Annotated in this window: 23 protein-coding genes; 16 read left to right on the top strand and 7 right to left on the bottom strand. The window is 65.4% G+C overall.

Going from position 1 to position 26,889, the window contains the following annotated elements:
• Nucleotides 1–15: 15 nt before the first annotated feature.
• From lepA to ACVWYP_RS08995, 4 genes are all read left to right on the top strand, one after another.
• Entirely contained in the window at nucleotides 16–1,827 is a 1,812-nt protein-coding gene (gene lepA, locus ACVWYP_RS09010; RefSeq protein ID WP_018269553.1) for a translation elongation factor 4, read from the top strand.
• Nucleotides 1,828–1,927: 100 nt separating this feature from the next.
• Nucleotides 1,928–2,257 carry a hypothetical protein gene (locus ACVWYP_RS09005; RefSeq protein WP_304498394.1) on the top strand — a complete coding sequence of 110 codons (330 nt, stop codon included), beginning with the start codon at nucleotides 1,928–1,930 and terminating at the stop codon, nucleotides 2,255–2,257.
• 253 nt (nucleotides 2,258–2,510) lie between these two features.
• On the top strand, nucleotides 2,511–3,737 hold the full coding sequence (locus ACVWYP_RS09000; RefSeq protein ID WP_304498393.1) for an MFS transporter: 1,227 nt from the start codon (nucleotides 2,511–2,513) through the stop codon (nucleotides 3,735–3,737).
• Nucleotides 3,738–3,888: 151 nt separating this feature from the next.
• The gene (locus ACVWYP_RS08995; protein ID WP_304498392.1) at nucleotides 3,889–5,061 is read left to right on the top strand and encodes an acyl-CoA dehydrogenase family protein; all 1,173 of its coding nucleotides are present in this window, start codon (nucleotides 3,889–3,891) and stop codon (nucleotides 5,059–5,061) included.
• Nucleotides 5,062–5,299: 238 nt separating this feature from the next.
• Here the strand turns inward: ACVWYP_RS08995 and ACVWYP_RS08990 are convergent, their stop codons facing one another.
• Nucleotides 5,300–5,512 (bottom strand): hypothetical protein, encoded by a 213-nt coding sequence (locus ACVWYP_RS08990; RefSeq protein WP_304498391.1) that lies wholly within the window; start codon nucleotides 5,510–5,512, stop codon nucleotides 5,300–5,302.
• A 296-nt stretch (nucleotides 5,513–5,808) separates the two neighbouring features.
• On the opposite strand from ACVWYP_RS08990, the gene ACVWYP_RS08985 reads away from it, so the two are divergent.
• Nucleotides 5,809–7,776, top strand: a complete 1,968-nt coding sequence (locus tag ACVWYP_RS08985) for a methyl-accepting chemotaxis protein (RefSeq protein ID WP_304498390.1) — start codon at nucleotides 5,809–5,811, stop codon at nucleotides 7,774–7,776.
• A 218-nt stretch (nucleotides 7,777–7,994) separates the two neighbouring features.
• On the opposite strand, the gene ACVWYP_RS08980 is transcribed toward ACVWYP_RS08985, so the two are convergent.
• The gene (locus tag ACVWYP_RS08980) at nucleotides 7,995–8,906 is read right to left on the bottom strand and encodes a sterol desaturase family protein (RefSeq protein ID WP_304498389.1); all 912 of its coding nucleotides are present in this window, start codon (nucleotides 8,904–8,906) and stop codon (nucleotides 7,995–7,997) included.
• 106 nt (nucleotides 8,907–9,012) lie between these two features.
• Here ACVWYP_RS08980 and ACVWYP_RS08975 point away from each other — a divergent pair, with 106 nt between their 5' ends.
• From ACVWYP_RS08975 to ACVWYP_RS08965, 3 genes are read left to right on the top strand one after another with little or no spacing between them, the layout of a single operon-like run.
• On the top strand, nucleotides 9,013–9,618 hold the full coding sequence (locus tag ACVWYP_RS08975) for a TetR/AcrR family transcriptional regulator (RefSeq protein WP_304498388.1): 606 nt from the start codon (nucleotides 9,013–9,015) through the stop codon (nucleotides 9,616–9,618).
• A gap of 11 nt (nucleotides 9,619–9,629) precedes the next feature.
• Nucleotides 9,630–10,412, top strand: a complete 783-nt coding sequence (locus tag ACVWYP_RS08970; RefSeq protein ID WP_304498387.1) for a sulfite exporter TauE/SafE family protein — start codon at nucleotides 9,630–9,632, stop codon at nucleotides 10,410–10,412.
• 35 nt (nucleotides 10,413–10,447) lie between these two features.
• Nucleotides 10,448–10,906 carry a DUF1801 domain-containing protein gene (locus tag ACVWYP_RS08965; RefSeq protein WP_304498386.1) on the top strand — a complete coding sequence of 153 codons (459 nt, stop codon included), beginning with the start codon at nucleotides 10,448–10,450 and terminating at the stop codon, nucleotides 10,904–10,906.
• A gap of 878 nt (nucleotides 10,907–11,784) precedes the next feature.
• Here ACVWYP_RS08965 and ACVWYP_RS08960 read toward each other — a convergent pair.
• From ACVWYP_RS08960 to ACVWYP_RS08950, 3 genes are all read right to left on the bottom strand, one after another.
• Nucleotides 11,785–12,444, bottom strand: coding sequence for a hypothetical protein (locus ACVWYP_RS08960; protein ID WP_304498385.1), 660 nt, complete (start codon nucleotides 12,442–12,444; stop codon nucleotides 11,785–11,787).
• A gap of 741 nt (nucleotides 12,445–13,185) precedes the next feature.
• Complete coding sequence (locus ACVWYP_RS08955; RefSeq protein WP_439711184.1) at nucleotides 13,186–15,384, bottom strand: EAL domain-containing protein; 2,199 nt, start codon at nucleotides 15,382–15,384, stop codon at nucleotides 13,186–13,188.
• Nucleotides 15,385–15,741: 357 nt separating this feature from the next.
• Nucleotides 15,742–16,122: a L,D-transpeptidase gene (locus ACVWYP_RS08950; protein WP_016843321.1), complete on the bottom strand. Its 381-nt coding sequence runs from the start codon at nucleotides 16,120–16,122 to the stop codon at nucleotides 15,742–15,744.
• Nucleotides 16,123–16,374: 252 nt separating this feature from the next.
• Between ACVWYP_RS08950 and mepA the strand changes: the two genes are divergently transcribed.
• The 6 genes from mepA (at nucleotide 16,375) to ACVWYP_RS08920 (ending at nucleotide 21,674) form a co-directional block, all read left to right on the top strand.
• Entirely contained in the window at nucleotides 16,375–17,337 is a 963-nt protein-coding gene (gene mepA, locus ACVWYP_RS08945; protein ID WP_304498384.1) for a penicillin-insensitive murein endopeptidase, read from the top strand.
• A 130-nt stretch (nucleotides 17,338–17,467) separates the two neighbouring features.
• Nucleotides 17,468–17,977, top strand: coding sequence for a hypothetical protein (locus ACVWYP_RS08940; RefSeq protein WP_304498383.1), 510 nt, complete (start codon nucleotides 17,468–17,470; stop codon nucleotides 17,975–17,977).
• A 202-nt stretch (nucleotides 17,978–18,179) separates the two neighbouring features.
• Nucleotides 18,180–18,965, top strand: coding sequence for a molybdate ABC transporter substrate-binding protein (gene modA, locus ACVWYP_RS08935; RefSeq protein WP_304500205.1), 786 nt, complete (start codon nucleotides 18,180–18,182; stop codon nucleotides 18,963–18,965).
• 4 nt (nucleotides 18,966–18,969) lie between these two features.
• Complete coding sequence (gene modB / locus ACVWYP_RS08930) at nucleotides 18,970–19,665, top strand: molybdate ABC transporter permease subunit (RefSeq protein ID WP_028340445.1); 696 nt, start codon at nucleotides 18,970–18,972, stop codon at nucleotides 19,663–19,665.
• A 2-nt stretch (nucleotides 19,666–19,667) separates the two neighbouring features.
• The gene (gene modC, locus ACVWYP_RS08925) at nucleotides 19,668–20,339 is read left to right on the top strand and encodes a molybdenum ABC transporter ATP-binding protein (RefSeq protein WP_304498382.1); all 672 of its coding nucleotides are present in this window, start codon (nucleotides 19,668–19,670) and stop codon (nucleotides 20,337–20,339) included.
• 93 nt (nucleotides 20,340–20,432) lie between these two features.
• Nucleotides 20,433–21,674, top strand: a complete 1,242-nt coding sequence (locus tag ACVWYP_RS08920; protein ID WP_304498381.1) for a hypothetical protein — start codon at nucleotides 20,433–20,435, stop codon at nucleotides 21,672–21,674.
• A gap of 9 nt (nucleotides 21,675–21,683) precedes the next feature.
• Here the strand turns inward: ACVWYP_RS08920 and ACVWYP_RS08915 are convergent, their stop codons facing one another.
• Nucleotides 21,684–23,477: a potassium/proton antiporter gene (locus ACVWYP_RS08915; RefSeq protein WP_304498380.1), complete on the bottom strand. Its 1,794-nt coding sequence runs from the start codon at nucleotides 23,475–23,477 to the stop codon at nucleotides 21,684–21,686.
• A 239-nt stretch (nucleotides 23,478–23,716) separates the two neighbouring features.
• Between ACVWYP_RS08915 and ACVWYP_RS08910 the strand changes: the two genes are divergently transcribed.
• Both ACVWYP_RS08910 and map read left to right on the top strand, forming a co-directional pair.
• The gene (locus tag ACVWYP_RS08910) at nucleotides 23,717–25,033 is read left to right on the top strand and encodes a mechanosensitive ion channel family protein (protein WP_028340442.1); all 1,317 of its coding nucleotides are present in this window, start codon (nucleotides 23,717–23,719) and stop codon (nucleotides 25,031–25,033) included.
• 167 nt (nucleotides 25,034–25,200) lie between these two features.
• Nucleotides 25,201–26,025 (top strand): type I methionyl aminopeptidase, encoded by an 825-nt coding sequence (gene map / locus ACVWYP_RS08905; protein ID WP_016844429.1) that lies wholly within the window; start codon nucleotides 25,201–25,203, stop codon nucleotides 26,023–26,025.
• Nucleotides 26,026–26,072: 47 nt separating this feature from the next.
• Here map and ACVWYP_RS08900 read toward each other — a convergent pair whose 3' ends face one another.
• Nucleotides 26,073–26,792: a DNA-3-methyladenine glycosylase I gene (locus ACVWYP_RS08900; protein WP_304498379.1), complete on the bottom strand. Its 720-nt coding sequence runs from the start codon at nucleotides 26,790–26,792 to the stop codon at nucleotides 26,073–26,075.
• Nucleotides 26,793–26,889 lie beyond the last annotated feature (97 nt).

The raw sequence follows: 26,889 nt of genomic DNA, 5'->3' as shown, positions 1-26,889 counted from the left end.
TGCTATCCCGCGCCCATGACAACTGCCCCGATTTCGAACATCCGCAACTTCTCCATCGTCGCCCATATCGACCATGGCAAATCGACCCTTGCCGACCGCCTGATCCAGATGACGGGCGGCCTGTCGGATCGCGAAATGGCGGGCAAGGAGCAGGTGCTCGATTCGATGGATATCGAGCGCGAGCGCGGCATCACCATCAAGGCGCAGACCGTCCGCCTGAACTACCGCGCCAAGGACGGCAAGGATTACATCTTCAACCTGATGGATACGCCCGGCCATGTCGACTTCGCCTACGAGGTCTCGCGGTCGCTGGCGGCCTGCGAGGGTTCCCTGCTCGTGGTCGACGCCAGCCAGGGCGTCGAGGCGCAGACGCTCGCCAATGTCTATCAGGCGCTCGACAACAATCACGAGATCGTGCCGGTCCTGAACAAGGTCGATCTGCCCGCCGCCGAGCCCGAGAAGGTCAAGCAGCAGATCGAGGACGTGATCGGCATCGATGCGTCCGACGCCGTGATGATCTCGGCCAAGACCGGCGTCGGCGTACCCGACGTGCTGGAAGCGATCGTCACCCGCCTGCCGCCGCCGAAGGGCGACCGCGACGCGACCCTGAAGGCGCTGCTGGTCGACAGCTGGTACGACGTCTATCTCGGCGTGGTCGTGCTGATCCGCGTCGTCGACGGCGTGATGAAGAAGGGGAGCCGCATCCGCATGATGGGCACCGGCGCCGCCTATGACATCGAGCGCGTCGGCTTCTTCACGCCGAAGATGGAGCAGGTCGAGGAGCTCGGCCCCGGCGAGATCGGCTTCATCACCGCGGCGATCAAGGAAGTCGCCGACACCCGCGTCGGCGACACCATCACCGATGACAGGAAGCCGATCAGCGAGATGCTGCCGGGCTTCAAGCCGGCGATTCCCGTCGTGTTCTGCGGCCTGTTCCCGGTCGATGCCAACGACTTCGAAACGCTCCGCGCGGCGATGGGCAAGCTGCGGCTCAACGACGCGAGCTTCTCCTACGAGATGGAAACCTCCGCCGCGCTCGGCTTCGGCTTCCGCTGCGGCTTCCTCGGCCTGCTGCATCTGGAAATCATCCAGGAGCGGCTGTCGCGCGAATTCGACCTCAATCTGATCGCGACCGCGCCGAGCGTGATCTACAAGATGAAGCTGACCGACGGCACCGAGCTCGAGATCCACAACCCGGTCGACATGCCCGACGTGGTCAAGATCGCCGAGATCGAGGAGCCGTGGATCGAGGCCACGATCCTCACCCCCGACGAGTATCTCGGCAGCGTCTTGAAGCTGTGTCAGGACCGCCGCGGCTCGCAGAAGGAGCTCACTTATGTCGGCTCCCGCGCGATGGTGAAATACGACCTGCCGCTCAACGAGGTGGTGTTCGACTTCTACGATCGCCTGAAGTCGGTCTCCAAGGGCTACGCCTCGTTCGATTATCATCTGACCGACTACAAGCCGGCCGACCTGGTCAAGATGCAGATTCTGGTCAACGCCGAACCGGTCGACGCGCTGTCGATGCTGGTGCATCGCACCCGCGCCGAAGGCCGCGGCCGCGCCATGGTCGAGAAGATGAAGGAGCTGATTCCGCCGCACATGTTCCAGATCCCGATCCAGGCGGCGATCGGCGGCAAGGTGATCGCGCGCGAAACCGTGCGCGCGCTGCGCAAGGACGTCACCGCGAAGTGCTACGGCGGCGACATCACGCGCAAACGCAAGCTTCTGGAGAAGCAGAAGGAAGGCAAGAAGAAGATGCGGCAGTTCGGCAAGGTCGACATCCCGCAGGAAGCCTTCATCGCCGCGCTCAAGGTGGACAGCTGAGGCGACGCCGCCGGCGCAACTGTTGCGCATTCTTGTCCCAGCAACAAAACGCACCATGATTTGAATCGCCACTGCATCGCGCTCCGACTAGACTGCGATCATGTTGCGCATCCTGTTCCTCCTTGTCGTCATCCTCGCCTTGCTGCAGCCGGACCTGAGCTCGGCCGCCTCCTCGAAGAAGCGGCACGGCACCCGCTGGCACGGCTATGGCTTCCTGCCCGGCTACCGGCAGCCGCCGAACCAAACCATTCCGGTATTCGGCCCGCGCGGCGCCGCGCGCGGCTACCCGGACTATTCGCCGCAATACTGGTATGGCGGCGATTGGTACTATTTCGGCCGCCCCGGATTCTATCGCGGCCGCTACAATGGCGGCAGTTTTGGTCCGTGCTGGACCTGGACGCCGATCGGGCGGGCCTGGCAGTGCGGGTAGAGCGTTTTCGAGCGAAGTGGCTCCCGGTTCGCGTGAAGAAAACGCGTCAAAGCAAGAATCTAGAGCCCCGTTCCGATTCTATCGGAACGGAAAAGGTTCTAGCCGCGCGTCGCTGCGACATCCTGCGCACGCAACTCACAATCCGCTGATCCCGGAATGCGAGGCATGTTGCCCGTCATGTTGCCCCCGGACCTCGGATAGGCCACCATCCTCCCTGCGCGCACCACAACAAACAACAGCGCCGTGGAAACGCATGAGCAAGGCCGCTCGGTTCGATTATGGCTGGGTCGTCGTCGGCGCGGGCGCGCTGATGACCTGCGTCGGCTTCGGCACCATGCTGTCGCTCGCGGTGTTCCTGCAGCCGATCTCGGATGCGATGGGCTGGTCGCGCGCCGGCATCTCGGCGGCGGCGACGCTGGATTTCCTCTGCATGGGTTTTGCGGCGTTCGCCTGGGGCGCGCTGTCCGACCGCTTCGGCACCCGCGTCGTGGTGCTGGCGGGCAGCCTGCTGCTCGGGCTTGGCCTCGTGACGGCAAGCCAGGCGCAGAGCCTGTGGCAATTCCAGCTCTGCTTCGGCGTGCTGATCGGAATCGCGGCCGGCAGCTTCTATGCGCCGATGATGGCGCTCGCCAGCGCCTGGATCGACAAGCATCGCAGCCTCGCGGTCGCGCTGGTGTCGGCCGGCATGGGCGTATCGCCGCTGACCGTCGCGCCGTCGGCAAGCTGGCTGATCGCGGCCTATGACTGGCGCTTCGCGATGCTCGTCATCGGCATCGCCGCATGGGCGCTGCTGATCCCCGCATCGTTCCTGGTGCGCCCGGCGCCGCAGGGAACGGACGTCGCAATCCCAACCGCCGCGAACGCGCCGCAAACCGAATGGACCGCGGCGCAGGCGCTGCGCACGCCGCAATTCATCACGCTGGCGCTGGCGCATTTCGCCTGCTGCGCGGCGCATTCCGGGCCGATCTTTCACATGGTGTCCTACGCCATGGTGTGCGGCATCGCGCCGCTCACCGCGGTCACGGTCTACAGCCTCGCCGGCTTCTCCGGGCTCGGCGGCCGCCTGCTGCTCGGCGTGCTCGCCGACCGGCTCGGCGCCAAGCCGGTGCTGGTCGGCGGCCTCCTGGTGCAGGCGCTGTCGATCGCGACCTATCTCGCGATCGCGCAGCTCGGCGAATTCTACGCGCTGTCGGTTGTGTTCGGGCTCGCCTATGGCGGCGTGATGCCGCTCTACGCCGTGCTGGTGCGCGAGTTCTTCGGCGCGCGCATCATGGGTACGGTGTTCGGCGCGGTGTCGGCCTTCGCGAGCCTCGGCATGGCGCTCGGGCCGTGGGCCGGCGGTTACGTGTTCGACACGTTCCACGGCTATACATGGCTGCACGCCGGTTCCTTCGCGATCGGCCTTGCCGCGGTCGCGGTGGCGTTGAGTTTTTCGACCAAGCGCCAGCCGTCGCTCGATCTCGGCCGCGCCGCCGCCTGAGCGCGGACGCATTCGTCACGCTCGCGTGCACCGGGGCAGCGGATGGATAGCTGATCTGCGTCGGCGCCGACCTGCCTTGCCCTCCCTTGCCGGATGAGCCACCATCGCCTGGCCTGCCCAACAAGAATGACAGAAGGCGCCGAGGACACGCATGAACAAGCCGCAGGGATTCGACCTTGTCGAGCGGGCGCGCGCGCTGGCGCCGCTGATCACGAGCGAAGCCGACGAGATCGAACGGACACGGCGGCTGACGCCATCGGTCACCGCGGCCCTCGTCGAGAACGGGCTCTATCGCGCGCTGCTGCCGAAGCGCTTCGGCGGCGCCGAGGCGACGCTGGACGCGTTCATGCAGATGCAGGAGGAGATCGCCAAGGCCGATGCCTCCACCGCCTGGTGCCTCGGCCAGTGCAGCGTCTGCGCCATGACCGCGGCCTATCTCGAGCCCGACGCTGCGAACGAGATCTTCAACACCGCGCCCGGCATCCTGGCCTGGGGCGCGATCGCCCATGAGGTCCGCGCCGAGCCCGGCGGCTATCGCGCCAGTGCGCGCTGGGATTTCGCCTCGGGCTCGCGGCAGGCGAGCTGGCTCGGCGCCCATGTCCGAATCGTCGAGGCCGACGGCTCACCGCGCAGGAAGCCCGACGGTTCGCCGGAGATCCGGACCATCCTGTTCCCGATGTCGCAGGCGACCATGTACGACGTCTGGGACGTGATCGGCCTGAAGGGCACCGGCACCGATTCCTATTCGGTCGACAACCTCTTCATTCCGGAAAAATTCGCCGCGCTGCGCGACGATCCCGCCGCGTGCCGCGAGGGCGGCCCGCTCTACAAGCTCTCGACCAACATGGTGTTCAGCATGGGCTTTGCCGCCACCTCGCTCGGCGTCGCCCGCGCCACGCTGGATGCGGCGACCGAGCTTGCCCGCGGCAAGACCCCGCAGGGCCTCAAAGCGATGCGCGACAACAACGCCGTGCAGGGCCAGATCGGCCGCACCGAGGCCAGCCTGCGCGCCGCGCGCGCCTATCTGTATGCGACGGCCCACGAGGTCTGGAGCGATCTCGCCCGCGGCGATCCGATCACCGAGGCGCATCGCATCGCGATCCGCATCGCCTCGACCTGGACCATCCACCAGTCCGCCGCCGTGGTCGACATCGCCTATCACATGTCGGGGGCGACGGCGGTGTTCGCCAAGAATCCCTTCGAGCGACGGTTTCGCGACATGCACGCGATCGCGCAGCAGATCCAGGCCCGCGACACCCAGTATGAGGACGCCGGCAAGGCGATCCTGGCGGGCAATCTCGGCGCTCCGCCGACGGCGCGCTGAAGCGCGATCAAGTCAGATACGGCATCCCGGTTTTGGGCCAGAAGCAGAACAGCCTTGCGCGGCGTGACACGTTTCAAAAAGGTGACCAGCCTGAATGGATCACCCAATCACCAACGCAGTCTGTAGGATGGGTGGAGCGCAGCGATACCCATCATCCCTCCGCGCGGATAAAGGTTGATGGGTATCGCTTCGCTCCACCCATCCTACGACGCTAAAGCTCTTGATGCGGCTGTGTGTCTCAGCGCTCCCAGACCTTCGAGGTTTTTCGTCCTCGCAAGAGCTGACGTACGCCGAGCAAAATGCCGGTCAAGGCCAAGCAAAGCGCCAAGACCAACGAAAAACCCATGAACATAATGACGATGCTTGCACCCCTTCCAACGGCGAAGTACAGCGCTGCGGATGCCACCGTGAAACCAAGCGTGATTGCGAGCTGAAAAAGCCAGTACCGCATCCATCTCATTTTCCGACATTAACACGAATGGCCGCGTCGCCTATCAATGGCTCTCGGTTTTCCGCGCTCTTGTTTGGCGGGTTACTGTTTAAGCCTTTTCGTCCGGGGAGATTAGCGTCGGCCCACAAGCGGCAAGGTCGGCTTCGAGCCCAACCTGATCTCGATTGAGCTGCATGGTACGAAAGTAGCACCGGCGGCAATGGTCGCGGCACGAATACCGGCGGCGCAACATCCGGTTGTTAAGCTTTTTCTGGGAGTTTGCGGACGGCGCAAATGCCTGGAGTTCCGCTGGTCCCATGTTCACGCTTCGATCGATTGCCGCCCGCCTGATTCTGGCGATTTCGCTGACTGTCGCAGTCGCCTGCGCCATCCTCGGCGGCTTCTCCATCAGCCAGCAGCGGGCGCTGACGCGGCTCGCGCTCGATCAGCAGCTCAAGCTGCAATATGACAGCGTGATCGCAGCGATCGACTATGAAGGCCGCGCCGCGCTCGCGGTCTCGGCGGTCATCGCTGCCCTGCCGCCGGTCGAAGATGCCATCGCCAAGGGCGACCGCGACGGCCTCGGAAAGCTGCTCGGCGCCTCCTGGGCGTCGATGAAGGCGCAGGGCATCCCGCTGATCTCGTTCTGGCAGCCCCCGGCGACCAGCTTCTACCGGGTCCACGCGCCGAAGACCTTCGGCGACGACGCCTCGACGCGGCGGACCACGGTGGTGGAATCGAACAGGACCGGCAAGCCGATCGTCGGCGTCGAGCCCGGCCGCGAAGCGCTTTCGATCTTCGGCATGACCCCGATCATGCACGAGGGCAAGACGCTGGCCAATGTCGACGTCGGCGCCGCCTTCGGCAAGGAATTCGTCGACCGCGCCAAGAGGCGCTTCGGCATCGACCTCGCCGTGCATTCCTACGACGGCCAGAGCTTCAAGCGGCTGTCCTCGACCTTCGGCGATACCGTGGTCGCGACCCCCGACGAGCTCAAGCGGGTCATGAACGGTGCGGCGCTGCTGCGCGACGCTGTTCTCGACGGCCATGCGGTGGAGCTCTATCTCGGCCAGATCAAGAACTATGCCGGCGAGCCGGTCGCCGTGCTCGAGATCGTCAAGGACACCAGCGACTATGAAGCCGCCGCGGCGAGCGCGCAGCGCAATCTGATCCTCGGCACGGTCGCGATCCTGGCCGCAGCCGTGCTGCTCGCGTTCCTGCTCGGCCGCGGCCTGTCACGGCCGCTCACCGCGATCACCGCTGTCATGAACCGCCTGTCCAGCGGCGACACCAGCGTCACGATACCCGGCAGCGAGCGCCGCGACGAGCTCGGCACGATGGCGAAGGCGGTCGACGTATTCCGCCGCAGCATGGTCGAAACCTCCTCGCTGCGCGAGGCGCAGGAGGCCGACAAGGTGAAGGCGGAGGCCGACAAGCAGGCATTGCAGCGGCAGATGGCCGACCGTTTCGAAGCCGACGTCAAGGGCATGGTCGCCGCCGTCGCACGGTCCTCGGGCGACATGCAGCGCGTCGCCAACGAGATCACGGCCAGCGTCAACGGCGCCTCCGAACGGACCTCGGCGGCAGCCGCCGCGTCCGAAGAAGCCTCGGCCAGCGTCAATGCGGTCGCAGCCGCAACCGAAGAGCTGGCGTCCTCGATCACCGAGATCGGCCGCCAGGTCACCCATTCCAGCCGCGTCGCCGACAGCGCCGTGACCAAGGCCATGGAGACCACCGAGATGGTGACGAGCCTTGCCGCATCGGCGGAGAAGATCGGCGACGTGCTGCGCCTGATCAGCGCGATCGCGAGCCAGACCAATCTGCTGGCCCTCAACGCCACCATCGAGGCCGCGCGCGCCGGCGAGGCCGGCCGCGGCTTTGCCGTGGTCGCCGCCGAAGTGAAGGATCTGGCGAGCCAGACCGCGAAGGCGACCGAAGAGATCGCCGGCCAGGTCGGCGCGATCCAGTCCGCCACCGGCAATTGCGTCAGCGCGATCGGCGACATCAGCGGCACCATCCGCGAGATCTCGGGTATCGCCACCGCGATCGCGGCCGCCGTCGAGCAGCAGGACTCGGCGACGCGCGAGATTGCCCGCAGCGTGCAGCAGGCGTCCACCGGGACCGTCGAGGTCTCCGCCAATATCGCGGGCGCGAGCGAGGCCGCCGGCCAGTCGCGGGCCCTCACCGGCAACGTGCTGGATGCGTCCGGCCAGCTCGGCGATCACGCCGCCGCGCTGTCGCGCAGCGTCGACACCTTCCTCGCCGGACTGCGCAATGCGGCGTAATCTTACTGTGTCATAGGCACAATACCCGTCATCCGTCACCCCCGCGCAAAGGCTTCGCCTTTGTCGCTGGAGGTGGCCGCTTCTTCAGCGGCCCTCGAAGGGTCGACGGCCACCAGCGGGGCCGATCCATCCTTCGAGACGCCGCTTCGCGGCTCCTCAGGATGACGGGACAGAAAGCATACGCCTCGGAGCTATGACGCGGCAGGACCAGGCCGCGATCATGGCCAGGGCAATACGGGCGGCGGAGCCGATCGATCCGCCTTATCGTCCGGCCCTGCCCCAGCCCGCCCCCAATCGCGCATGAACGGCATCTTCAGCAGTCCGCGCAGCGACTGCTTCTCGGGATCGTCAAAGCCGTCGAGGCCATAGCGCAGCTCCGCGAAGCGCGGACCGCGATTATAGGTGCCGCCGAGCCGGTCCCAAATCGAAAGCAGGTTCGAATAATTGCTGTCGGTCTCCGGCTGATGACGCGAATGATGCATCTTGTGCATGTTCGGCGTCACGAAGACGAGCCGCAGCCAGCGGTCGAGCCGCTCGGGCAGGCGGATATTGGCGTGCTCGAACTGGGCGTTCAGCGCCGACAGCGTCAGATAGCTAACCAGCACCCAGGCCGGCGTTCCGAACACGACCACGCCGGCGATGTGCCAGCCGATCCGCCACAACGTCTCGCCGGGATGCTCGCGGAAGGCCGTCGTGACGTCGACGAAGCGGTCGGCGTGGTGCATGCGGTGGAAGCGCCACATCCAGCCGAGCTTGTGCATCGAGACGTGGGCGAAATAGGCGAACAGGTCGAGCCCGATGATGCCGAGCAAGAGCTGGTTCAGGGGTGACAGGCCGAGCCAGTGCGACAGGCCGAATTTCGCATCGAGCGTCCATTGCGCGGCCAGCGGCGACAGCGGGCTGAGCAGCAGGTTCACGCCGACAAAGATCACGGTGATGGCGGCGTTGCGGCCGATATTGCGCAGCCGGTCACCGCGCGCATAGCTGAATAGCGGAAACGCGGCCTCGAACAGCAGCACGATCGCAAACGACGCGAGCAGGAACGCGATCCGGGCGGCGGTGGACGGCAGCTCGACATGGGCGATCTCGCCTGCGCCCGGATGCCACAGAAGCTTTGCAAAGCCGATCATGCCGATAGCCTCCTCTTTACAAAACGAATATTCGTTCTTTATAATGGCGACGAATGATCGTCAAGCCCGCCGCATCGGCCGGCCGCGACCTGACAAGGACCCGACAATGCCGAAGGTGAAACCCGAAACGCTGGCCATCCGCCGCGAGGAGATCCTGCAGGCCGCGGAAATCTGCTTTGCCCGCCAGGGATTTCACCAGACCACGATCCAGGACGTGATCAAGCAGTCCGGGCTCAGTGCCGGCTGCATCTACGGGCATTTCACCGGCAAGGAGGAGTTGATCCAGGCGATCGGCGAAAGCCGCCATGGCCGCGACAGCGCGCTGCTGGCGCTCAAGGATCCATCGGACGATGTGTTGCAGAGCCTGCGGTCGATCGCCCGCGGCTTCCTCGGCGACCTGCAGAAGGAAGAAGGCCTGCGCGCCCGCCGCGTCGCGCTGCAGCTCTGGGCGGAGGCGCTGCGCGACGACGTGGTCCGCGACCAGGTGGTGAGCGGAATCCGCCAGCCGATCGCCCTGATCGTGGACCTGCTGCGGCGCGGCCAGAAGAGCGGCGCGATCGATCCTCACGTGCAGCCGCGCGGCGCGGCGCGGGCAATGGTCGCGATGTTCCAGGGCATCGTGCTGCAACGGCTGTGGGGCGAGACCGTCTCGACCGCGGAGGCGATGCACGCCTTCGACATCTTCCTTGCCGGCCTTGCCGCCAGGCGCTGACGGGGGATGCGGTGATCGTCCACGACCTTCTCGCCGGTATCGGCACGGGCCTTGCCGGCGGCCTGACCGCCGGGCTGCTCGGCGTCAGCCCCGGCGGCGGACTGGTCGTGTTCTCGGTGCTGCTGCTCGGCGCCGGGCAGCACGTCGCGCAGGGCATCTCGCTGGTCGCGCAAGTGCCGCCGACCAGCCTCACCGGGATCAGGCGCTATTGGCAAAGCGGCAACCGCACGCCATTGCGCTGGATCGCGCTGCTGACAGTCGGCTTCGTCGCCGGCGGCGCGGCCGGCGCGCTCGCCGTCAACCATGTCGCCGAGCCCGCGCTGCGCTGGACCTATGTGGCCTATCTCGTCGTGCTCGACGCGATGCTGATCCTGCGCGGCGGACGCGACGAGGCGAAGCATGACGGCAAAGGCACCGCGCGCGACATATCCTGGCCGGCGCTGCTCATTGTCGGGCTGCTCGCCGGCCTGTCGTCGGGCTTTCTCGGCATCGGCGGCGGACTGGCGACCGTGGTCGGACTGAGCGCCGTGCTCGGCATGCCGCAGCATCAGGCGCAGATGGTAAGCCTCGTGATGTCGCTGATCCCGACCACGATCCCCTCGGCCTGGATCTATTGGAGCGAGGGCTCGCTCGCATCATGGCCGGTGCTGGCAGGCGTGATCGTCGGCCTGCTCGCCGGCACCGATCTCGGCGCCCGCGCCGCCAACCGCATCGACCGCGCGCGGTTGCGTCGCGCGATGATCGTCTTCGTCTCGCTGATGGCGGTCTATATGACCTTCAAGGCGCTGTGGTAGATAGACGTGGATACGTCCTCCTCGCGGAGCCCACCATGCGCAAGCCGGCAACATCGACCAGCAGAGCGGCATCACGGTCGCACGCGAAACCGGCAGCTGCGCTGTTCGACGCCTACCCTGCCCCGGTCAAGGCCAGGCTGCTGGCGCTGCGGCGCCTGATCTTCGAGACCGCGAAGGCGACCAAAGGCGTCGGCGCGCTGGAAGAAACGTTGAAATGGGGCCAGCCGAGCTACCTCACGCCGGAGACCGGCAGCGGCAGCACGGTCCGGATCGATCAGGTGAAGCCGGCAGCCGACCGGGTCGCGGTCTACTTCCACTGCCAGACCAATCTGGTCGAGACCTTTCGCGAGCTCTATCCCGAGCTCAGCTACAGCGGCAACCGCGCCATCCTGCTCGATGTCGCGGGCAAGCTGCCGGAGCCCGCGCTGCGCCACTGCGTGGCGCTGGCGCTGACCTATCATTTGAAGAAGCGGACGGCGGGCGACCGGGTGTAGTACTTTCCACGGCATTGCGTAGAGCGAAGCGACGAGGAAATCCCTCTAGGCGCGCGTGAGGCTAGGGCGCGTATTTATGAACCCGGCATGTCCGCTTTCGAGGAGAAGCCGACACGCGGTGCAGACCGCGGAGATGTCGCCTTGTGACCCGAAGCAGACTTCCTCTGTTCATGGAAAATTGAGCATTCACCGTGTTCCCGGTTGACGGAGCGCTGTTGTGCAACCCAAAAGTGGTGTGTGTTGTCGGCACTTTTGTCCCCCGAAACGAGATTACCGTGAACCCTCTCTGCAAGAGCGCAGTCTTAGCTCTACTTGCTGCTACGAGCTTATCAGCAGTGGCTTGTTCTCCCCAGGAGGACGTCCATCTCACCTGCGCGACGACTATCTTTGTTGCGGACAAGCTTACCCGATCTGAGACGATGACTTCTGCTAGTGGCCCATAGCTGACGGTCTGCATGACCACGGGAAGTCGGCTCTCCGAGGTGAACCGGAAGTCGCCCGGCTCGGTCGCTATGGGCGGCTTTTGACCCACAGCGGACATTCACCTTTCCAGCGCGCACGATCTTCGCCGAGTGGTCTTCTTCATGGCAAAACAGCTCGCTGTTGGGAAAAATCTCGCCGCGATTCGAAATACGGAATTCTGTTTCGCGGGTGCTTTGCACATATCATCGAGGTGATTGGTAACACTCCGAATGCCTCGGCTACGAATTGTCTTAGAAGATGGCCAGACATGCCGATGGACAGTGGGGCGCGAGAAACGACGGTACACGGAGGTAGGCGAGCAACGGCGATCGACTATCTCACAGTCTCACGCTCTGACTCACGCGACCTGGAACACCTCGTACTCAAGGCCGAAACCCGGTCTGCGGATAGCCTCATCAAAGGCATCCGAAGATACTACACCGCCGAATGGTAGTATGGGTCACGGAATCAGGCGGACCCAACATAATCATGGGACGCCTAACCACGTGGGTCATGGCCCGGGGCGCACGCGCCTTCAGAAAAGCCACGACCTCGGGACTTATGTCCCCCACAGACCGGTGCATCTTTCCGGCGTTCGAAAACAGCCCGCCACCTTCCTGATCAAGCCGAAGCGCGCCGATGTCGACGATTTCCCCAACGCGAACCTGGAATTTGGCGTGAGGGCCACCATACCCTTCATTTGTATTGCCGCACTTTACACTCCGCAAAAGGTACTCGCCTGGAGGAAGTGAGGTAATCCCGCCAAACGCCGCCAGCTTTCCGCCTCCGATCACGCTGGCCCTGATCGTTTTCGTCGGCGCGTCCTTGTCGAGATTTTGGCCGAGAGTGACTACAGGAAAGACACAACGAGTGACACCCCCACCGATCTTTGGTGTGCTGAGGATCGCGTCAACGATCACCACACCTCGATGGTCTTGCAGCTCTCGAGCGATGTGTTCGTCGACCGGCAAACCATCCTCCGGTCTTAGAACGTCCCCGCTTTGTGCCCGAGCAGCAGTCATTGAAGCGACGGCTGCGAGCCAGACAGCCAGAAGAATGGTAGGCTTCATCGCCATTGTGCCTCCCGCAACTGCTCTCAATCCTAGCAGGCGCAGCTTACCGAATACAACCTTTAGGCCAAACGACGCGGAAAATCAGCCAAGCGAACACGCATAAAAACTTCATACTACCTCTGGGTGCATTGGCAATGCCGATCACCTTCCCTTGGGACCGAACCGACAGCGGCCGATGAACGACGTCCGTTCATGGTCCTTCGCGCCATGCTGGCAGGATCACTGTTGGTCGGCTTCTCGGGGTAGACCGGAAGCGGAAGGCATGCCGCTCAAACGGCGAATTTGACCGGTTGCAGCCATTGCCGAATGCGGTCAAATCGATCTGTTGGCTTGCTCGCGGCTGGCCGATCTAGCAACCCCCATACGTAAATGAATGCGGGAAAGCCCGCAAGCAAGCATCCAAACACGCACAGGTGGACGATCCATCGTCTGCTCTGTGTCCGCAAAGCAAATAATCCGCCTAATAAGGTCAAGATGGGCGCCAACCAAATCCAACCGAAAATGATCAAAAGCACATGCGCCATGGTCGACCCGTTGGGAGACGAAATTCATCCAGGGTGCTTAATCATATCGCACCGCGCCCGCCTTGTCCGCTTCTGGCCCTTTGCGGACATTCACTTAGGCATCGTCGATGTCTGCTTTTGAGGGCAACTAGGACCGCGCACGCGCGTACCGGCTTCATGAGTACACGCCCTAGATGGATTGCTTCACTGTGCTCACAATGATGCGGTGGAGACAGCTCCACTACGCCACCAGCGCCGCGGCGACGCGCTGCGCCTTCAAGAGTCTGATGACCTCGGCGTTCGGCCGGGCGCGGCTGAACAGAAAGCCCTGGCCCTCGTGGCAGCCTTCGGCGCGCAGGCAGCTCAACTCCGCCTCGGTCTCGACGCCCTCGGCGGTGATGGTGACGCCGAGCCCGACGCCGAGACTGACGATCGAACGCACGATCGCCTGCGCGTCCGGGTTCGCGCCGAGGTCGCGCACGAACGACTGGTCGATCTTGATCTTGTCGAACGGAAAGCTGCGCAGATAGCTGAGACTCGAATAGCCGGTGCCGAAATCGTCCATCGACATCCGCACCCCGAGCGCACGCAGCGCATGCAGCGTCGCCAGCACCTGGCTGCTCTTCTCAAGCAGCAGCGTCTCGGTGATCTCAAACTCGAGCCGCCGCGCCGGCAGGCCGGATTGCCGCAGCGCGTCGGTGACCAGCGCCAGCAGATTGCCGGTACGGAATTGCAGCGGCGACAGATTGACCGCGACGCGCACGTCGTCAGGCCATTGCGCCGCGTCCATGCAGGCGCGATGCAGCATCAGCGCGCCCAGCGGATTGATCAACCCGGTCTCCTCGGCCACCGGGATGAACTCACCCGGCGAGATCATGCCGCGCTCCGGATGCGGCCAGCGCACCAGCGCCTCGAAGCCGGTGATGCGCCCGCTCGTGAGATCGACCAGCGGCTGGTAATAGGGCTGCAGGCCTTCGTTCTGGATCGCATCGCGCAGGTCGATCTCGATCTTGCGGCGGCTTTGGGCGCGCGCGTCCATCTCCGCCTCGAAGAAGGAGAAGGTGCCGCGGAATTCGCTCTTGGCGCGCGACAAGGCCATGTCGGCGCTCTTCAGGAGCTTTTCGGAATCCTCGCCGTCGCCGGGCGACATCGCGATCCCGATGCTGGCGCCGATCACCACCGAATGCCCCTCGAGCAGATAGGGCTCGCCGATCGCGTCCAAGATCCGCCGCGCCAGCAACACCGCGTCCTCGGGCCGCATCACGCCGCCCTGCACGATGGTGAACTCATCGGAGTTGAGACGGGCCAGCGCATCTTCCTCGCGCAGGGTCGAGCGCAGGCGCTTTGCGACCGCGCGCAGCAGCTTGTCGCCGATGCCGTGACCGAGCGTCTCGTTGACCGCCTTGAAATTGTCGAGGCCCAGCATCAGCACCGCGACCTTGTCGGTCGAGCGGCGGGTGTGCTGCAGCATCTCGTCCATCTGCTGGCGCAGCAGATTGCGGTTGGGCAAGCCGGTCAGGCTGTCGTGCTGGGCCATGAAGGCGAGCCGCGCCTCGGCGCGCTTGCGTTCGGTGATGTCCATCAGCGCGAGCAGCATCGCCGGCTGGTCGCCATGCATCAGCTGGCGCGAATAGATCGCAAGGTCGATCAACGTGCCGTCGGCGCGCACATGCTTCCAGGTCCGCGCCGCCTGCTCGTCGCTGCTGCGACCCGCCGCCCAGGGCAGCTCGGCATCGAACGCCTGCAGGCTCCTGATCGTCATCCGCTCGAATTCGGCGCGGACATAGCCGTAATGCGCGATCGCGGCGTCGTTGACCGCGAGGATCCGCTCGCCGTCGAGCGCGCACAGGATCATCGGCACCGGATTGCCGTCGAACAGCAGGCGGAACGACGCCTCGCGCTGCTTCAGTTCGGTGATGTCGACGCGCAGGCCGACGATGCCGCCATCCGAGGTCAGCCGTTCCTCGATCAGCACCACACGGCCGTCGGCCAGCACCTGCTCGTGCCGCTCGCCCGGCTGGTACATCTTCCTGAGCCGCTCGGCGATCCACGCCTCCTCGCGGCCGGCAGCCTCGGGATAGTCGCCGCGCGCGACGCCGACGCGGATGGTGTCTTCGAGACGCGCACCGTGCTCGAACAGATCGGAGCTGCGCTTGTAGATTTCCGAGTATTTCTTGTTCCAGAGCGTGTAGCGGCCTTCGGGGTCGAGGAACACGATGCCCTGCGGCAGGATGTCGATCGCCTCACGCAGCCGCGCGTTGGATTTGCGCGCCTCGGCGATCGCCGCCTCGGCCTGCGCGCGCTGGCGCACCAGTTCACCGATCTCGACCGCGGGGCGGCGCGATCTGCCCGACACTTTCGGCATCGGTGTGGGACGACGGCCCCGAGGACGGGACAGTTTGGCCTGGTTCGGCTTCTTGGTGTTTTTCTTCGGCCGCATCATCGGTGTCGCACGCCCCACGCGCATTCCAGTTCGGCGATATATCTGCGATAAGTCTCTGAAAAATTGGTATCTCTTGGCGAGTAGCTGCGCTGCCCGAGAAGCCCTGGCATGCCTGCTTTGCAGGCGAATTCACGCCGGGCGCGAGTTCGCTTCCGGTGCGCCAGCGGCGCACGGCACAGATTCGCAGCATGGAAGCGCCTGCGCTTGGTGAAGGAAGCGTAAACAAGCGCGCGATTGCACAATGAATGCGCCGAAGACGCTTCAAGCGCACCAATGTTTGTCAGCGTGCAGCAGGGTTATCGTGCGGTTAAGCCGCGGTGCGCCTCGGCCTTCGCATTTTTGCCGAATCATACCTTAGTTGGTGATCTCAATCCGCGTGCCGCCGCGGCCGTTGCGCTCGACCAGCCCATAGAGCATTGCGGCGTGCGAGGGATGCAGGCGCACGCAGCCATGCGAGGCCGGTCCGCCAAGGCGCGTGAGTTCGTATGTTCCATGAATGGCAAACCCGCCATGGAAGAAGATCGAATGCGGCATCGGCGAGTTATAGTACTTCTTCGAGTACCAGCGGCGCGCCAGCATCTGCGGGCGGAAGACTCCGCTCGGCGTGCCATAGCCGCGGCGGCCGGTCGACACCGGCCAGTTGTAGCGTCTCGCGCCGTCGACGCTGACCGCCATGCGCTGCGATGATTTATCGATGTGAACGACGACGTCGGCCCGCGCCGGGGAGAGCGCCAATATCGACGCAGCTATCGCGGCGGCAAATGCAGGCCGTACGCACGATACGCTTGTCACAATAACGCCTACCCTGAAATTATTGCGGACATGATGTCGCCCACAACGTGCGCTTGTAAAGTGGCGTGGCTCACATCGGAGCCTGGAAGCCGCGGGTAATCTTAATCCACCCTGTGGGCGATCAAGCGAATGGGATGAAAGCGCGGTCCGCCTGCTCCGAATCCATGCTAGCCTTGCGCCGACAGAGTGATCCGAATGACACCCCGCCTGCGTCTGTTCCCACTCCTGATCTTAGCCCTCGTCGCCTGCACCATCTCCGCGCGGGCGCAGGACAGGGGCTCGCTCAATCCACAGCCGCTGCCGCCGCTCGCCAACCCTGACGATCCAAAGATCGGGGCGAAGCAGCTGTTCGCGCGCAAGGTGCTGCCGGCGGCGTTGCCGACCCGGTCGATCGGCGGCTACACCAAGGGTTGTCTCGCCGGCGCCGCGCAGATGCCGCTCAACGGCGACACCTGGCAGGTGATGCGCTTGTCGCGCAACCGCTACTGGGGTCACCCCAACATGATCGCGCTGCTGAAGCGGCTCGCGGCCAACGCGCACAAGGACGCCGGCTGGCCGGGTATCCTGGTCGGCGATATCGGCCAGCCGCGCGGCGGCCCCGCGCTCTCCGGTCACGCCAGCCACCAGATCGGACTCGACGCCGATATCTGGCTGACGCCGATGCCCGATCGCAAATTGTCGCGCGAGGACCGCGAGGAGATGTCGGCGGTGATGATGGTGCGCGACGACCGGCTCGACATCGATCCGCGCGTCTTCACGCCGGGCCATGTGCTGGTCATCCGCGACGCGGCGCGGGAGCCGGCGGTGCAGCGCATCTTCGTCAATCCCGCGATCAAGAAGGCGCTGTGCCGCGAGGCCAAGGGCGATCGCGGCTGGCTGTCGAAGATCCGGCCGTGGTGGGGCCACGACTACCACTTCCACATTCGCATGCGATGTCCGCCCGGCAGCCCTGGCTGCGAGGGACAGAAGCCGCAAGCGGAGGGCGAAGGCTGCAAGCCGTCCGATCTCGCCTTCTGGTTCAAGGATTCGGTGCTGCACCCGAAGCCTCCGCCGAAGCCGCCGAAACCCCGCCCGCCGATGACGCTGGCGCAGATGCCGGCTGACTGCAGGACGGTGCTGAACGCCCCCGACGCCAAACAGCAGCTGCCAGGGCAATAACATCTTCGTCAGGCGGCTATGCCGGCCGCTTCGAACTGCGATATGATCTCGTGCCGTTGCGCCGTAAGCGCGTTCGGGCGATGGATCGGGGCGGCTGATCTATTTATCCGTCATCATGAATGGACCAGACATGCGCAAATCGCTCCTCGCGGCATCGCTGCTGCTCGTCTCGGCTCCCGCTTTCGCGGCGGAGGAGCCGAGCGGCTGCGACAAGTTCAAATGGTCGATCGAGCGCGCACGCGCCGCGCTGACCGCGCCCGATCGTGCCAAGGTCGTATCGGGAAGCGAGCAGACCGCGCTGCCGGCGACCGCGATCACGCTGGCGCTGGTGGCCCCCGGCGACGCCAAATTGCCGATCCCGCCGGAGCGCGCGCCGAAGGAAGGCACCTTCGCCGGCTTCACCAGCTTCAAGGCCGCGCCGAAGGCCGGGATCTATACCGTCAGCCTGTCGGCCGGGGCCTGGGTCGACCTGGTGCAGGACGGGCATTTCCTGAAGCCCAAGGCGTTCAGCGGCGCGACCGATTGCGACGGTATCCGCAAGACCGTGAAATATGACCTCGCCGCCAGCCCCTTCGTGCTGCAGGTCAGCGGCTCAAAAGAGAATTCGCTGTCGATCGCGATCCAGCCGTCGGACGAATAGGACGCGTTAGACAAAGGGTCGCCTTTACCGTAAGCCTCAGCCTGCTATGTTTGCAGTGCGATATCCCTGAGGACCGTAAGTCCGTCGGGGACCAGCGGAACAGCGCTTCCGTCCGTCGCAGGCCAGACCTCACCCAACGCCTGATTTGCGCGCCGGTTCGCGCGTGAACTCGCACGGAGCGCTTTCCATGTCACGACTTTCAATTTCAAGGCTTGCCGGACTTTTCACCGCTTTCGTCATCGTGCTCGGCACGCTGCATTCGCCCGCGAGCGCCGAGGACAAGACGCTCACCGTCTTTGCCGCCGCCTCGATGAAGAACGCGCTCGACGACATCGATGCGGCCTATACCGCCAAGACCGGCGTCAAGATCACCGCCAGCTATGCCGCGAGTTCGGCGTTGGCAAAACAGATCGAGCAGGGCGCGCCGGCCGACGTGTTCGTCTCCGCCGATACCGACTGGATGGACTATGCGATCAAGCAGAAGAACATCAATGAGCCGACGCGGGTGAACCTGCTCGGCAACTCGATCGTGCTGATCGCGCCGAAGGATTCCAAGATCGACAACGTCAACATCGGACCCGGCTTCGATCTCGCCAAGCTCGCCGGCGACGGCAGGATCGCAACCGGCGACGTCAAGGCGGTGCCGGTCGGCAAATACGCCAAGGCCGCGCTGGAGAAGCTCGGTGCCTGGCAGGCGGCCGAGCCAAAATTCGCGATGGCCGAGAGCGTCCGCGCGGCGTTGACTCTCGTGGCGCGCGGCGAAGCCGTGCTCGGCATCGTCTACTCGACCGACGCCAAGGTCGAGCCGGGCGTCAAGATCGTCGGCACCTTCCCGGCCGACACCCATCCCGCCATCATCTATCCGGTCGCGGCGACCACGACCGCGAAGGGCGAGACCGCCGACTATCTCGCCTTCCTGCGCTCCTCGACGGCGAAGACGATCCTCGAGAAGTACGGCTTCAAGTTCCTGATCAGCCCGACGACCTAAGCGCGTGTTTGAGATCTCGCCGGCCGAATGGACGGCGATCCTGCTGTCGCTGCGGGTCGCCGTCATCGCAACACTGGTGGCGACCCCGTTCGGCATCGCGCTCGCCTGGCTGCTGGCGCGGCGCGATTTCTGGGGCAAGTCGCTGCTCGATGCCGCCGTGCATCTGCCGCTGGTGCTGCCGCCCGTCGTTACCGGCTATCTGCTGCTGCTGACCTTCGGCAGGCGCGGCCTGGTCGGCGGCTGGCTGGCCGACCATCTCGGCATCGTGTTCGCGTTCCGCTGGACCGGCGCTGCGCTCGCCTGCGGCGTGATGTCGTTTCCGCTTCTGGTGCGGCCGATCCGTCTCTCGATCGAGGCGGTCGACCGCCGCCTTGAGCAGGCGGCCGAGACACTCGGCGCCGCGCCCTGGCGGGTGTTCGCAACCGTGACGCTGCCGCTGGCGCTGCCCGGCGTGCTGGCCGGCATGGTGCTCGGTTTTGCCAAGGCGATCGGCGAGTTCGGCGCGACCATCACCTTCGTCTCCAACATTCCCGGCGAGACCCAGACCATTTCGTCGGCGATCTATTCGCTGATCCAGACGCCGGATGGCGACACCGCCGCCGCGCGGCTCGTGATCATCTCGATCGTGCTCGCGGTCGGCGCACTGGTTGCGGCTGAAGTGTTCGCGCGTCGCGCCACCGCGCGCCTGCACGGGCAATAGCCATGCTGCGCGTCGACATCACCAAGCAGCTCGGCGAGTTCTCGCTTGCGGCCTCGTTCACGAGCGAGGGCCGCGTCACCGGCCTGTTCGGCGCGTCCGGCTCCGGCAAGACCTCGCTGATCAACACCATCGCGGGGCTGTTGCGTCCTGACCGCGGCACCATCGTGATCGACGGCGAGACCGTCGACGATACCGCGACCGGCATCCACGTCCCGACCTGGCGCCGCCGCATCGGTTACGTGTTCCAGGACGCGCGGCTGTTTCCGCATCTCGACGTCGGGCAGAACCTCGACTACGGCCGCCGCATGAACGGCCTCACCGAGGATCCCGCGCAACAGCGGCGCGTCGTCGACCTACTCGACATCGGCGCCCTGCTCGACCGCCGTCCCGGAAAGCTCTCCGGCGGCGAGCGCCAGCGCGTCGCGCTCGGCCGGGCGCTGCTGTCCAAGCCGCGGCTGCTGCTGCTCGACGAGCCGCTGGGCGCGCTCGACGAAAGCCGCAAGCTCGAGATCCTGCCCTATCTGGTCCGGCTGCGCGACGAAGCCGGCGTCCCGATGGTCTATGTCAGCCACGACGCGGCCGAGCTGCGCCAACTCGCCACCCAGATCGTGATGCTGCGCCGCGGCCAGGTGACCGCGTTCGGCGGTGTCAAGGTGCTGACGGCGGGCTCGTAGCTGGCCGTTTTTCCGAAAGTCGGCATAAGATAGCCTATCTTGTCTGCTAGGCCCGGATCGGGACGTCCGATCGGGCATGGGGAAGGGTGAATTGTGCGACTGACTGGCTGGGTGTTGCTGCTGATCGGCGGGCTGCTGTGCGCCACGATTTCGTGGGCCGCGCTCGGCTTCCTGCTGATGGGCGTCGGCCTGATCGCGCTGCAGGTCGCCGAGGGGCGCCGGCGTCCGGCCGATGCTGCCGTGCCGGCCGGCGTCTCGGGATTTACCCCGCCTCACCTCAGCGACGGGCTGCAGCCGCCGACCCTCGACCCGGTCGCAGGCCAGGATACCGGGCAGCGTCAGCCGCGCCGGGTGGCCTGGCCCGACAAGAACAACGACGCGCCCTACGATCGCGAGGCGTGGCGGCGGCTGGTCGAGAGCGATCCCGACCTCGCCCAAATCGCCAATGTGCTCGCCGATTACGGCCCGCAATATGTCGATGAGCTGGCGGCGAGCTATCTGGCCGCCCCCGACAAGGGCCGTTTGGCGGCGATCGTCGACGGCATCATCGCGCGCGCCCGCGACGGTCAGGCGGTCCCGCTGCCGCCCGCGCCAGTCGAAGCATCGCGGCCACCGCCGTTGCCGCCCCGGCCAGCGCCGAAGCCGGTGACCGCCCCTGCCGCCAAGCCGGCGACTTCGCCGAGCAATTCCGCCGATGCGCTGGAAGCGTCCCTGCTCGCCACGGTCGAGGAGGCTTCCGCCAGGATCGCCGCCGAACGTGCGGGTCTCTTCAAGCCTGCCAAGGAGATTAACAAGGAGCTTAACAAGGAGCCCGGCGAGGCAACCGACAGCCGGCCGCAGGCGGCGGGCCAGCGGCAACCGCTATTCGGTCGCGCCCCCCGGGACGCCAAACCCGCCGAGCCGCCGCCAGTGCCAGCCTCGCCGCCGCCAATGCCAGCGGCACCGCCGCCGATGCCGGCCGACACGCCCGCCGATCTCGAAGCATCGCTGATCGCCGCCGTCAGCGAGGCCGCCGTCCGGCGGGCGGACGCCAAGGACACCCCCAAACCGGCGCTGGAGCCCGCGCCGTCGCCGGCGAAACGCGAGCCCGAGATTGGTAGCGTCGCGCCTGCCTCTCCACCGGCACCACCTGCGAAGACACCACCTGCGAAGACACCTGCCGACAATCTCGACGAGACGCTGCTCGCGGCGCTGGCCGAGATTTCCGGTCAGAAAATCAAAGGCGAGCCCAAGCCGGACTCAGCGTCCAAGGGCCCATCCGGTCCGCCGGACGACGGGCTGTCCGACATGATCAAGAAGTTCGCCCCGGATTCGAACTTCCTGCGCAAGACGTAACGGCGCGGCTCAGACCCCCGCCACCGACGCCCAGATATCGGCGAGCTTGCGCTTGACGATCTGCATCCGCGTTTGCGGCGCGACCTTTTCCTCTTCCTCCGGCAACCGCAGGCCGACCACGTTGACGCGGCCGCCGCTGATGCTGCGCGCCACCAGCACGATCTCGTCGAGCGCCAGTTCGGCCCCTTCCTTCGGCGCGCGGTCGAGATTGACGTCGAAATAGTCGGCGAGCGTCAGCTTGGCCTGGTGCTCGTCGACCTTGACGCCGTAGATCTCGGCGAGCTCGCCGAGCGTATGCTCCGCCGACACCATGAAGTCGCCGAGCAGATGCGGATCGGGCGCGCTCGACGGCGCCATGTCGACGAAGAAGCGGTCGAGCGCCTCGGCGCGCTTCGGCGGCGCCAGCAGATAGATGTAGTCGCCGGGCGCGACCGGATCGGCCTCGGTCGGCGTCAGGATCCGCTCGTCGCGGATCACCAGCGTCGGCTTCGACCAGGAGGGGATCAGCCCGCGGCGGAAGTACAGGCTCTTCGGCCGCACCGGATAACCGACCAGCTGCTGCTCGAGCTGGCCCGGCAGATCGAGCTCGACACGGCGCGGGCCGCGTTCGGCGCGCGGCAGCGCGACATGCAGCCGCCGCGCCGCCGGCGCCAGCGTCCAGCCCTGCAACAGCAGCGAGATGATGACGACGACGAAGGCGACGTCAAAATAGAGATAGGCCTTCGACAGCCCGACCAGCATCGGGATCGAGGCGAGGAAGATCGCGACCGCGCCGCGCAGGCCGGTCCAGGCGATGAAGACCTTCTCGCGCCAGTTGAACTTGAACGGTGCGAGGCAGATCAGGACCGCCAGCGGCCGCGCCACCAGCATCAGCGCGAACGCCACCAGCACGGCGCCGCCGGCGCTGGAGAGCAGGCGATGCGGCGAGACCAAGAGGCCGAGCAGCACGAACATCACGATCTGCGCCAGCCAGGTCGCGGCGTCGAGGAACGTCACCACCGAATTATGCGCGCGGGTCGGCCGGTTGCCGATGATGATACCGGCGAGATAGACCGCGAGGAATCCCGAGGCATGCACGATCTGCGAGCCGCCGAAGATCACCAATGCCGCGGTGGTGACGAACGGCGCATGCAGGCCCTGCGGCAGCGCCACATAGTTCAGCGCGATCACCACCAGCCGGCCGCCGATCACCCCGATGATGGCGCCGAACACGGCCTCCTGGATGAACTCCAGCGCGATGTGCGAGGCCGAGCTCTGGCCGATCGAGATGAACTCGACCAGCATCAAAGTGAGGAAGATCGCGAACGGATCGTTGGTGCCGGATTCCGCCTCCAGCGTCGCGCCGACGCGCGGCCGCAGGCGCAGGCCCTGGGTGTGCACCAGCAGGAACACGGCAGCCGCGTCGGTCGAGGCCACGACGGCGCCGACCAGCAATGACTCGGTCCAGTTGAGGTCGAGCACAAAGCGGGCGACCGGCGCCGTGATCAGCGCGGTCAACAGCACGCCGGCGGTCGCCAGCACCATCGAGGGCACCAGCACGGTGCGGATGCTGGCAAACCGCGTCTTCAATCCGCCGTCGAACAGGATCAGCGCCAGCGCCACCGAGCCGACCAGATAGGTGGTGCGGACGTCGTCGAACTGCAGCCGGCCTGGACCGGAATCGCCCGCCAGCATGCCGATCAGCAAGAACACCAGCAGCAAGGGGGCGCCGAACCGCAAGGCCAGCAGGCTCGACAGGATGCCGGCCATCACCAGCACCGCACCGAGCAGGATCGCTATACTGACGGAGTCGAGGGATGCCATGCGCCTTCGGAGGTCTCAAGGACTTGGGAGGTCTCAAATACTTGCAATTGCATCCTTATCGTCGCCACACTGGGACGCCAACCGATTTCTGACATGAGCGGCAATGTGCCCGGTCTCATCAGCCCTAGGTCGCCTCCACACTGTGTTGTATCGATGGTCGCGTGAGCGCCTTTGTGGGATTCTCGCTGGGCATTCGAATCACATTTGGCTGACCCGCACTGCAAGTTGAGAATTTGCCGATGGACATGAGCCTGAAGGACGTCCTGGAATCGATCCAAATGGCGGCGCGCTCGGTTGGCGCCGAGGTCGCCTCGCCCTGGTTCTATCTGCAGTTCGGCATCATCCTCGCCGCCGCGGGCCTCGCCTACGCCGCCGATACCGCCATTCATGCGCGGGTCGACATGGCGTCGCTGGCGATGCGCTGGCCGCTGCCGCTCCGGCACTTCGCCCGCGTGATGGTGAAGAGCGCCTCCACCGCCGTGTTCGCGGTCCTGATGATCATCTCGCGCATCGTGATGTGGCACGCAACCTGGCCGAGCCGCAGCTATCTGATCGCGGTCTCCGCCAAGCTGGCGCTGGCCTGGCTGGTGATCCGCCTCGTCACCTCGGTGATCGACAACGCCTTCATCGTCAAACTGGTCTCGATCGCGGCCTGGGTGGTCGCCGCCCTCAGCATCATCGGCCAGCTTGACTGGGCAGCCGAGACGCTGGATTCGTTCGCCGTTGTGGTGGGCGGTCTGCGGCTGACGCCGCTGCTGCTGATCAAGGCCGGCGCGCTGCTGATCGTGGCGCTTTGGCTGAGCAATATCGCCAGCAATTTCATCGACGGCCAGATCACCCGCTCGACCGACCTGACCCCGTCGATCCAGGTGTTGTTGGTCAAGATCATTCGCATCGGCCTGATGGTGGTCGCGGTCGCCATTGCCCTGAGCGCGGTCGGGATCAATCTGTCGGCGCTGGCGGTGCTGTCTGGCGCCGTCGGCGTCGGCATCGGTTTCGGCCTGCAGAAGATCGTCGCCAACTTCATCTCGGGTATCATCCTGCTGGTCGACAAGTCGGTGAAGCCGGGCGACCTCGTCACCATCGGCGACAGCCAGGGCCGCATCAGCGCGATGAAGACCCGCTACATCTCGGTCGCCGCCGGCGACGGCCGAGAGTTCCTGATCCCGAACGAGGACCTGGTGACGCAGAAGGTCACCAACTGGACCTACACCGACAAGAATACGCTGGTGAAAATCGCTTTCGCCGTCAACTACGACGCCGATCCAAGGCTGGTCTGCAAGCTCGCGATCGATACCGCCGCGGCCCACGCCCGCGCGCTCAAGGGCAAGCCGCCGAACTGCATCCTCACCGAATTCGCCGAGCTCGGCATGAAGTTCTCGCTGACCTTCTGGATTGCCGACCCTGATGGCATGGACAATGTGAAGAGCGACGTCATGCTGGCGCTGTGGGACGCCTTCAAGCAGCAGGGCATCCGGGTGCCCTACCCGGTGCGGGAACTCCGCATCCGCGGCGGCGCGCTGCCGGTCGAGAGCGTGGTCGAGGTCTCCAACTGACCCTTGAGCACAATCTTTTTGCAGGACCGGTGGCCGCTGTTCCGGATTGTGCCCGGAAATCAAGCCGTTTGGACATGTCCCCATGCCCAAGCTTGGCTTGCGCCGGGCGCGCCGATCATTAAATTAGGGCCTGAAATCAGCCCCTTGCCCGCAGAAACAGCCCGCCCATGAGCTATATCGACGCCACCGACACCTCGCTTCGCAAGACCGGCCAGATCAAGCTGCACGGACCGAGCGGCTTTGCCGGCATGCGCAAGGCGGGCGCCCTGGTGTCGAAATGCCTCGACGCGCTCACCGACATCGTCAAGCCGGGCATCCCGACTTCCGTCATCGACGAGTTCGTCCGCAAGTTCGCCTTCGATCACGGCGCCTATCCGGCGACGCTGATGTATCGCGGCTACCGCTACTCGACCTGCACCTCGATCAATCACGTGGTCTGCCACGGCATGCCGGGCGACCGGCCGCTAAAGGAAGGCGACATCGTCAATGTCGACGTCACCTTCATCGTCGACGGCTGGTACGGCGACTCCAGCCGCATGTACGCGATCGGCGCCATCGCGCGGAAGGCCGAGCGGCTGATCGAGGTGACCTATGAGGCGATGATGCGCGGCATCGCCGCGGTGAAGCCCGGCGCCACCACCGGCGATATCGGCCATGCCATCCAGAGCTATGTCGAACCGCAGGGCATGAGCGTGGTGCGCGACTTCTGCGGCCACGGCCTCGGCCGCCTGTTCCACGACGAGCCGAACATCATCCATATCGGCCGGCCCGGCGAAGGCGCGCCGCTGAAGCCCGGCATGTTCTTCACCATCGAGCCGATGATCAATCTCGGCAAGCCGCATGTGAAGATCCTGTCCGACGGCTGGACCGCGGTGACCCGCGACCGCTCGCTGTCGGCGCAATTCGAGCACTCGGTCGGCGTCACCGCCGACGGCGTCGAGATCTTCACGCTGTCCGAACGCCATGGCGAGAAGCCCTGGGTTCAAGTGTAATCGGATTCAGGCGTAATCGGATCCAGGTCCAGTCATCCTCGGCAAGTTCAGTAGTCGCTCCGCGTGCGCTCGACGATCTCCTCGCGCGTGTGGTTCTCTCCGATCGACATCGCGCAGATCCGCGACAGATGCAGATAGGACAGCCCGGTCTCCTCCGCCCAGGCGTTGAACTGCGCCTGCACCTTGGCGAGATCGCGCTTCGACTTGACCTCCTCGGCGATATCGAGGCCGGCATCGCGCAGGCAGGCGACGACGTCGCGCGAGGTGACGAAGCCGTCCCAACCGAGGAAACGTAGCAGCATCTGTCCGGTGTTGCCGCCGAGCCGGCTGCCGCGCTTCGCCAACAGCTCCAGCAGTCCGACCTCATCCGATGACGGCCAGGCGCTAAGGAATTTGCCGAAGCTGCCGTGCTCGCGTGCGATCTCCTGCACGAAGCGGCCGTTGTCGCGCACCGACATGATCTTGGCGCCGTTGCGCACGATCCTGGCGTCGCTGACGAGCTTCTCCCAGAATTCGTCAGGCTTGAAGGCGAGCTTGGCGGGCTGGAAGCCGAGGAACGCCTCCTCGAAGCCCGGCCATTTGGCATCAATCACGCTCCAGGCAAAGCCCGCGCAGAACACGCGCCTGGTCATCTCGGCCAGCACGCGGTCGTCGCCGAGCTTGGCCAGCGCCTTGGCGCCCGCCGGCGGCCGCAGCAGCTTCTCCAGCGCCTTCGGCCCGCCCTTGCGCTTCTCGGCGCGCGAGCGGATCACCTTGAATGATGTCACGCCGCCCTCCCCCTCTTTGCTCTCGAACCGTTGCAGCCGACGGTAATTCGCCCGAAGCATCGTGGCAAACCGGAGCAGCATCGGCTCTTGCAAATCG

It is taken from the genome of Bradyrhizobium sp. USDA 3262, assembly GCF_054060035.1.
The sequence above is the reverse complement of the archived record's forward strand: the minus strand, read 5'-3'. Positions and strand labels throughout refer to the sequence as shown.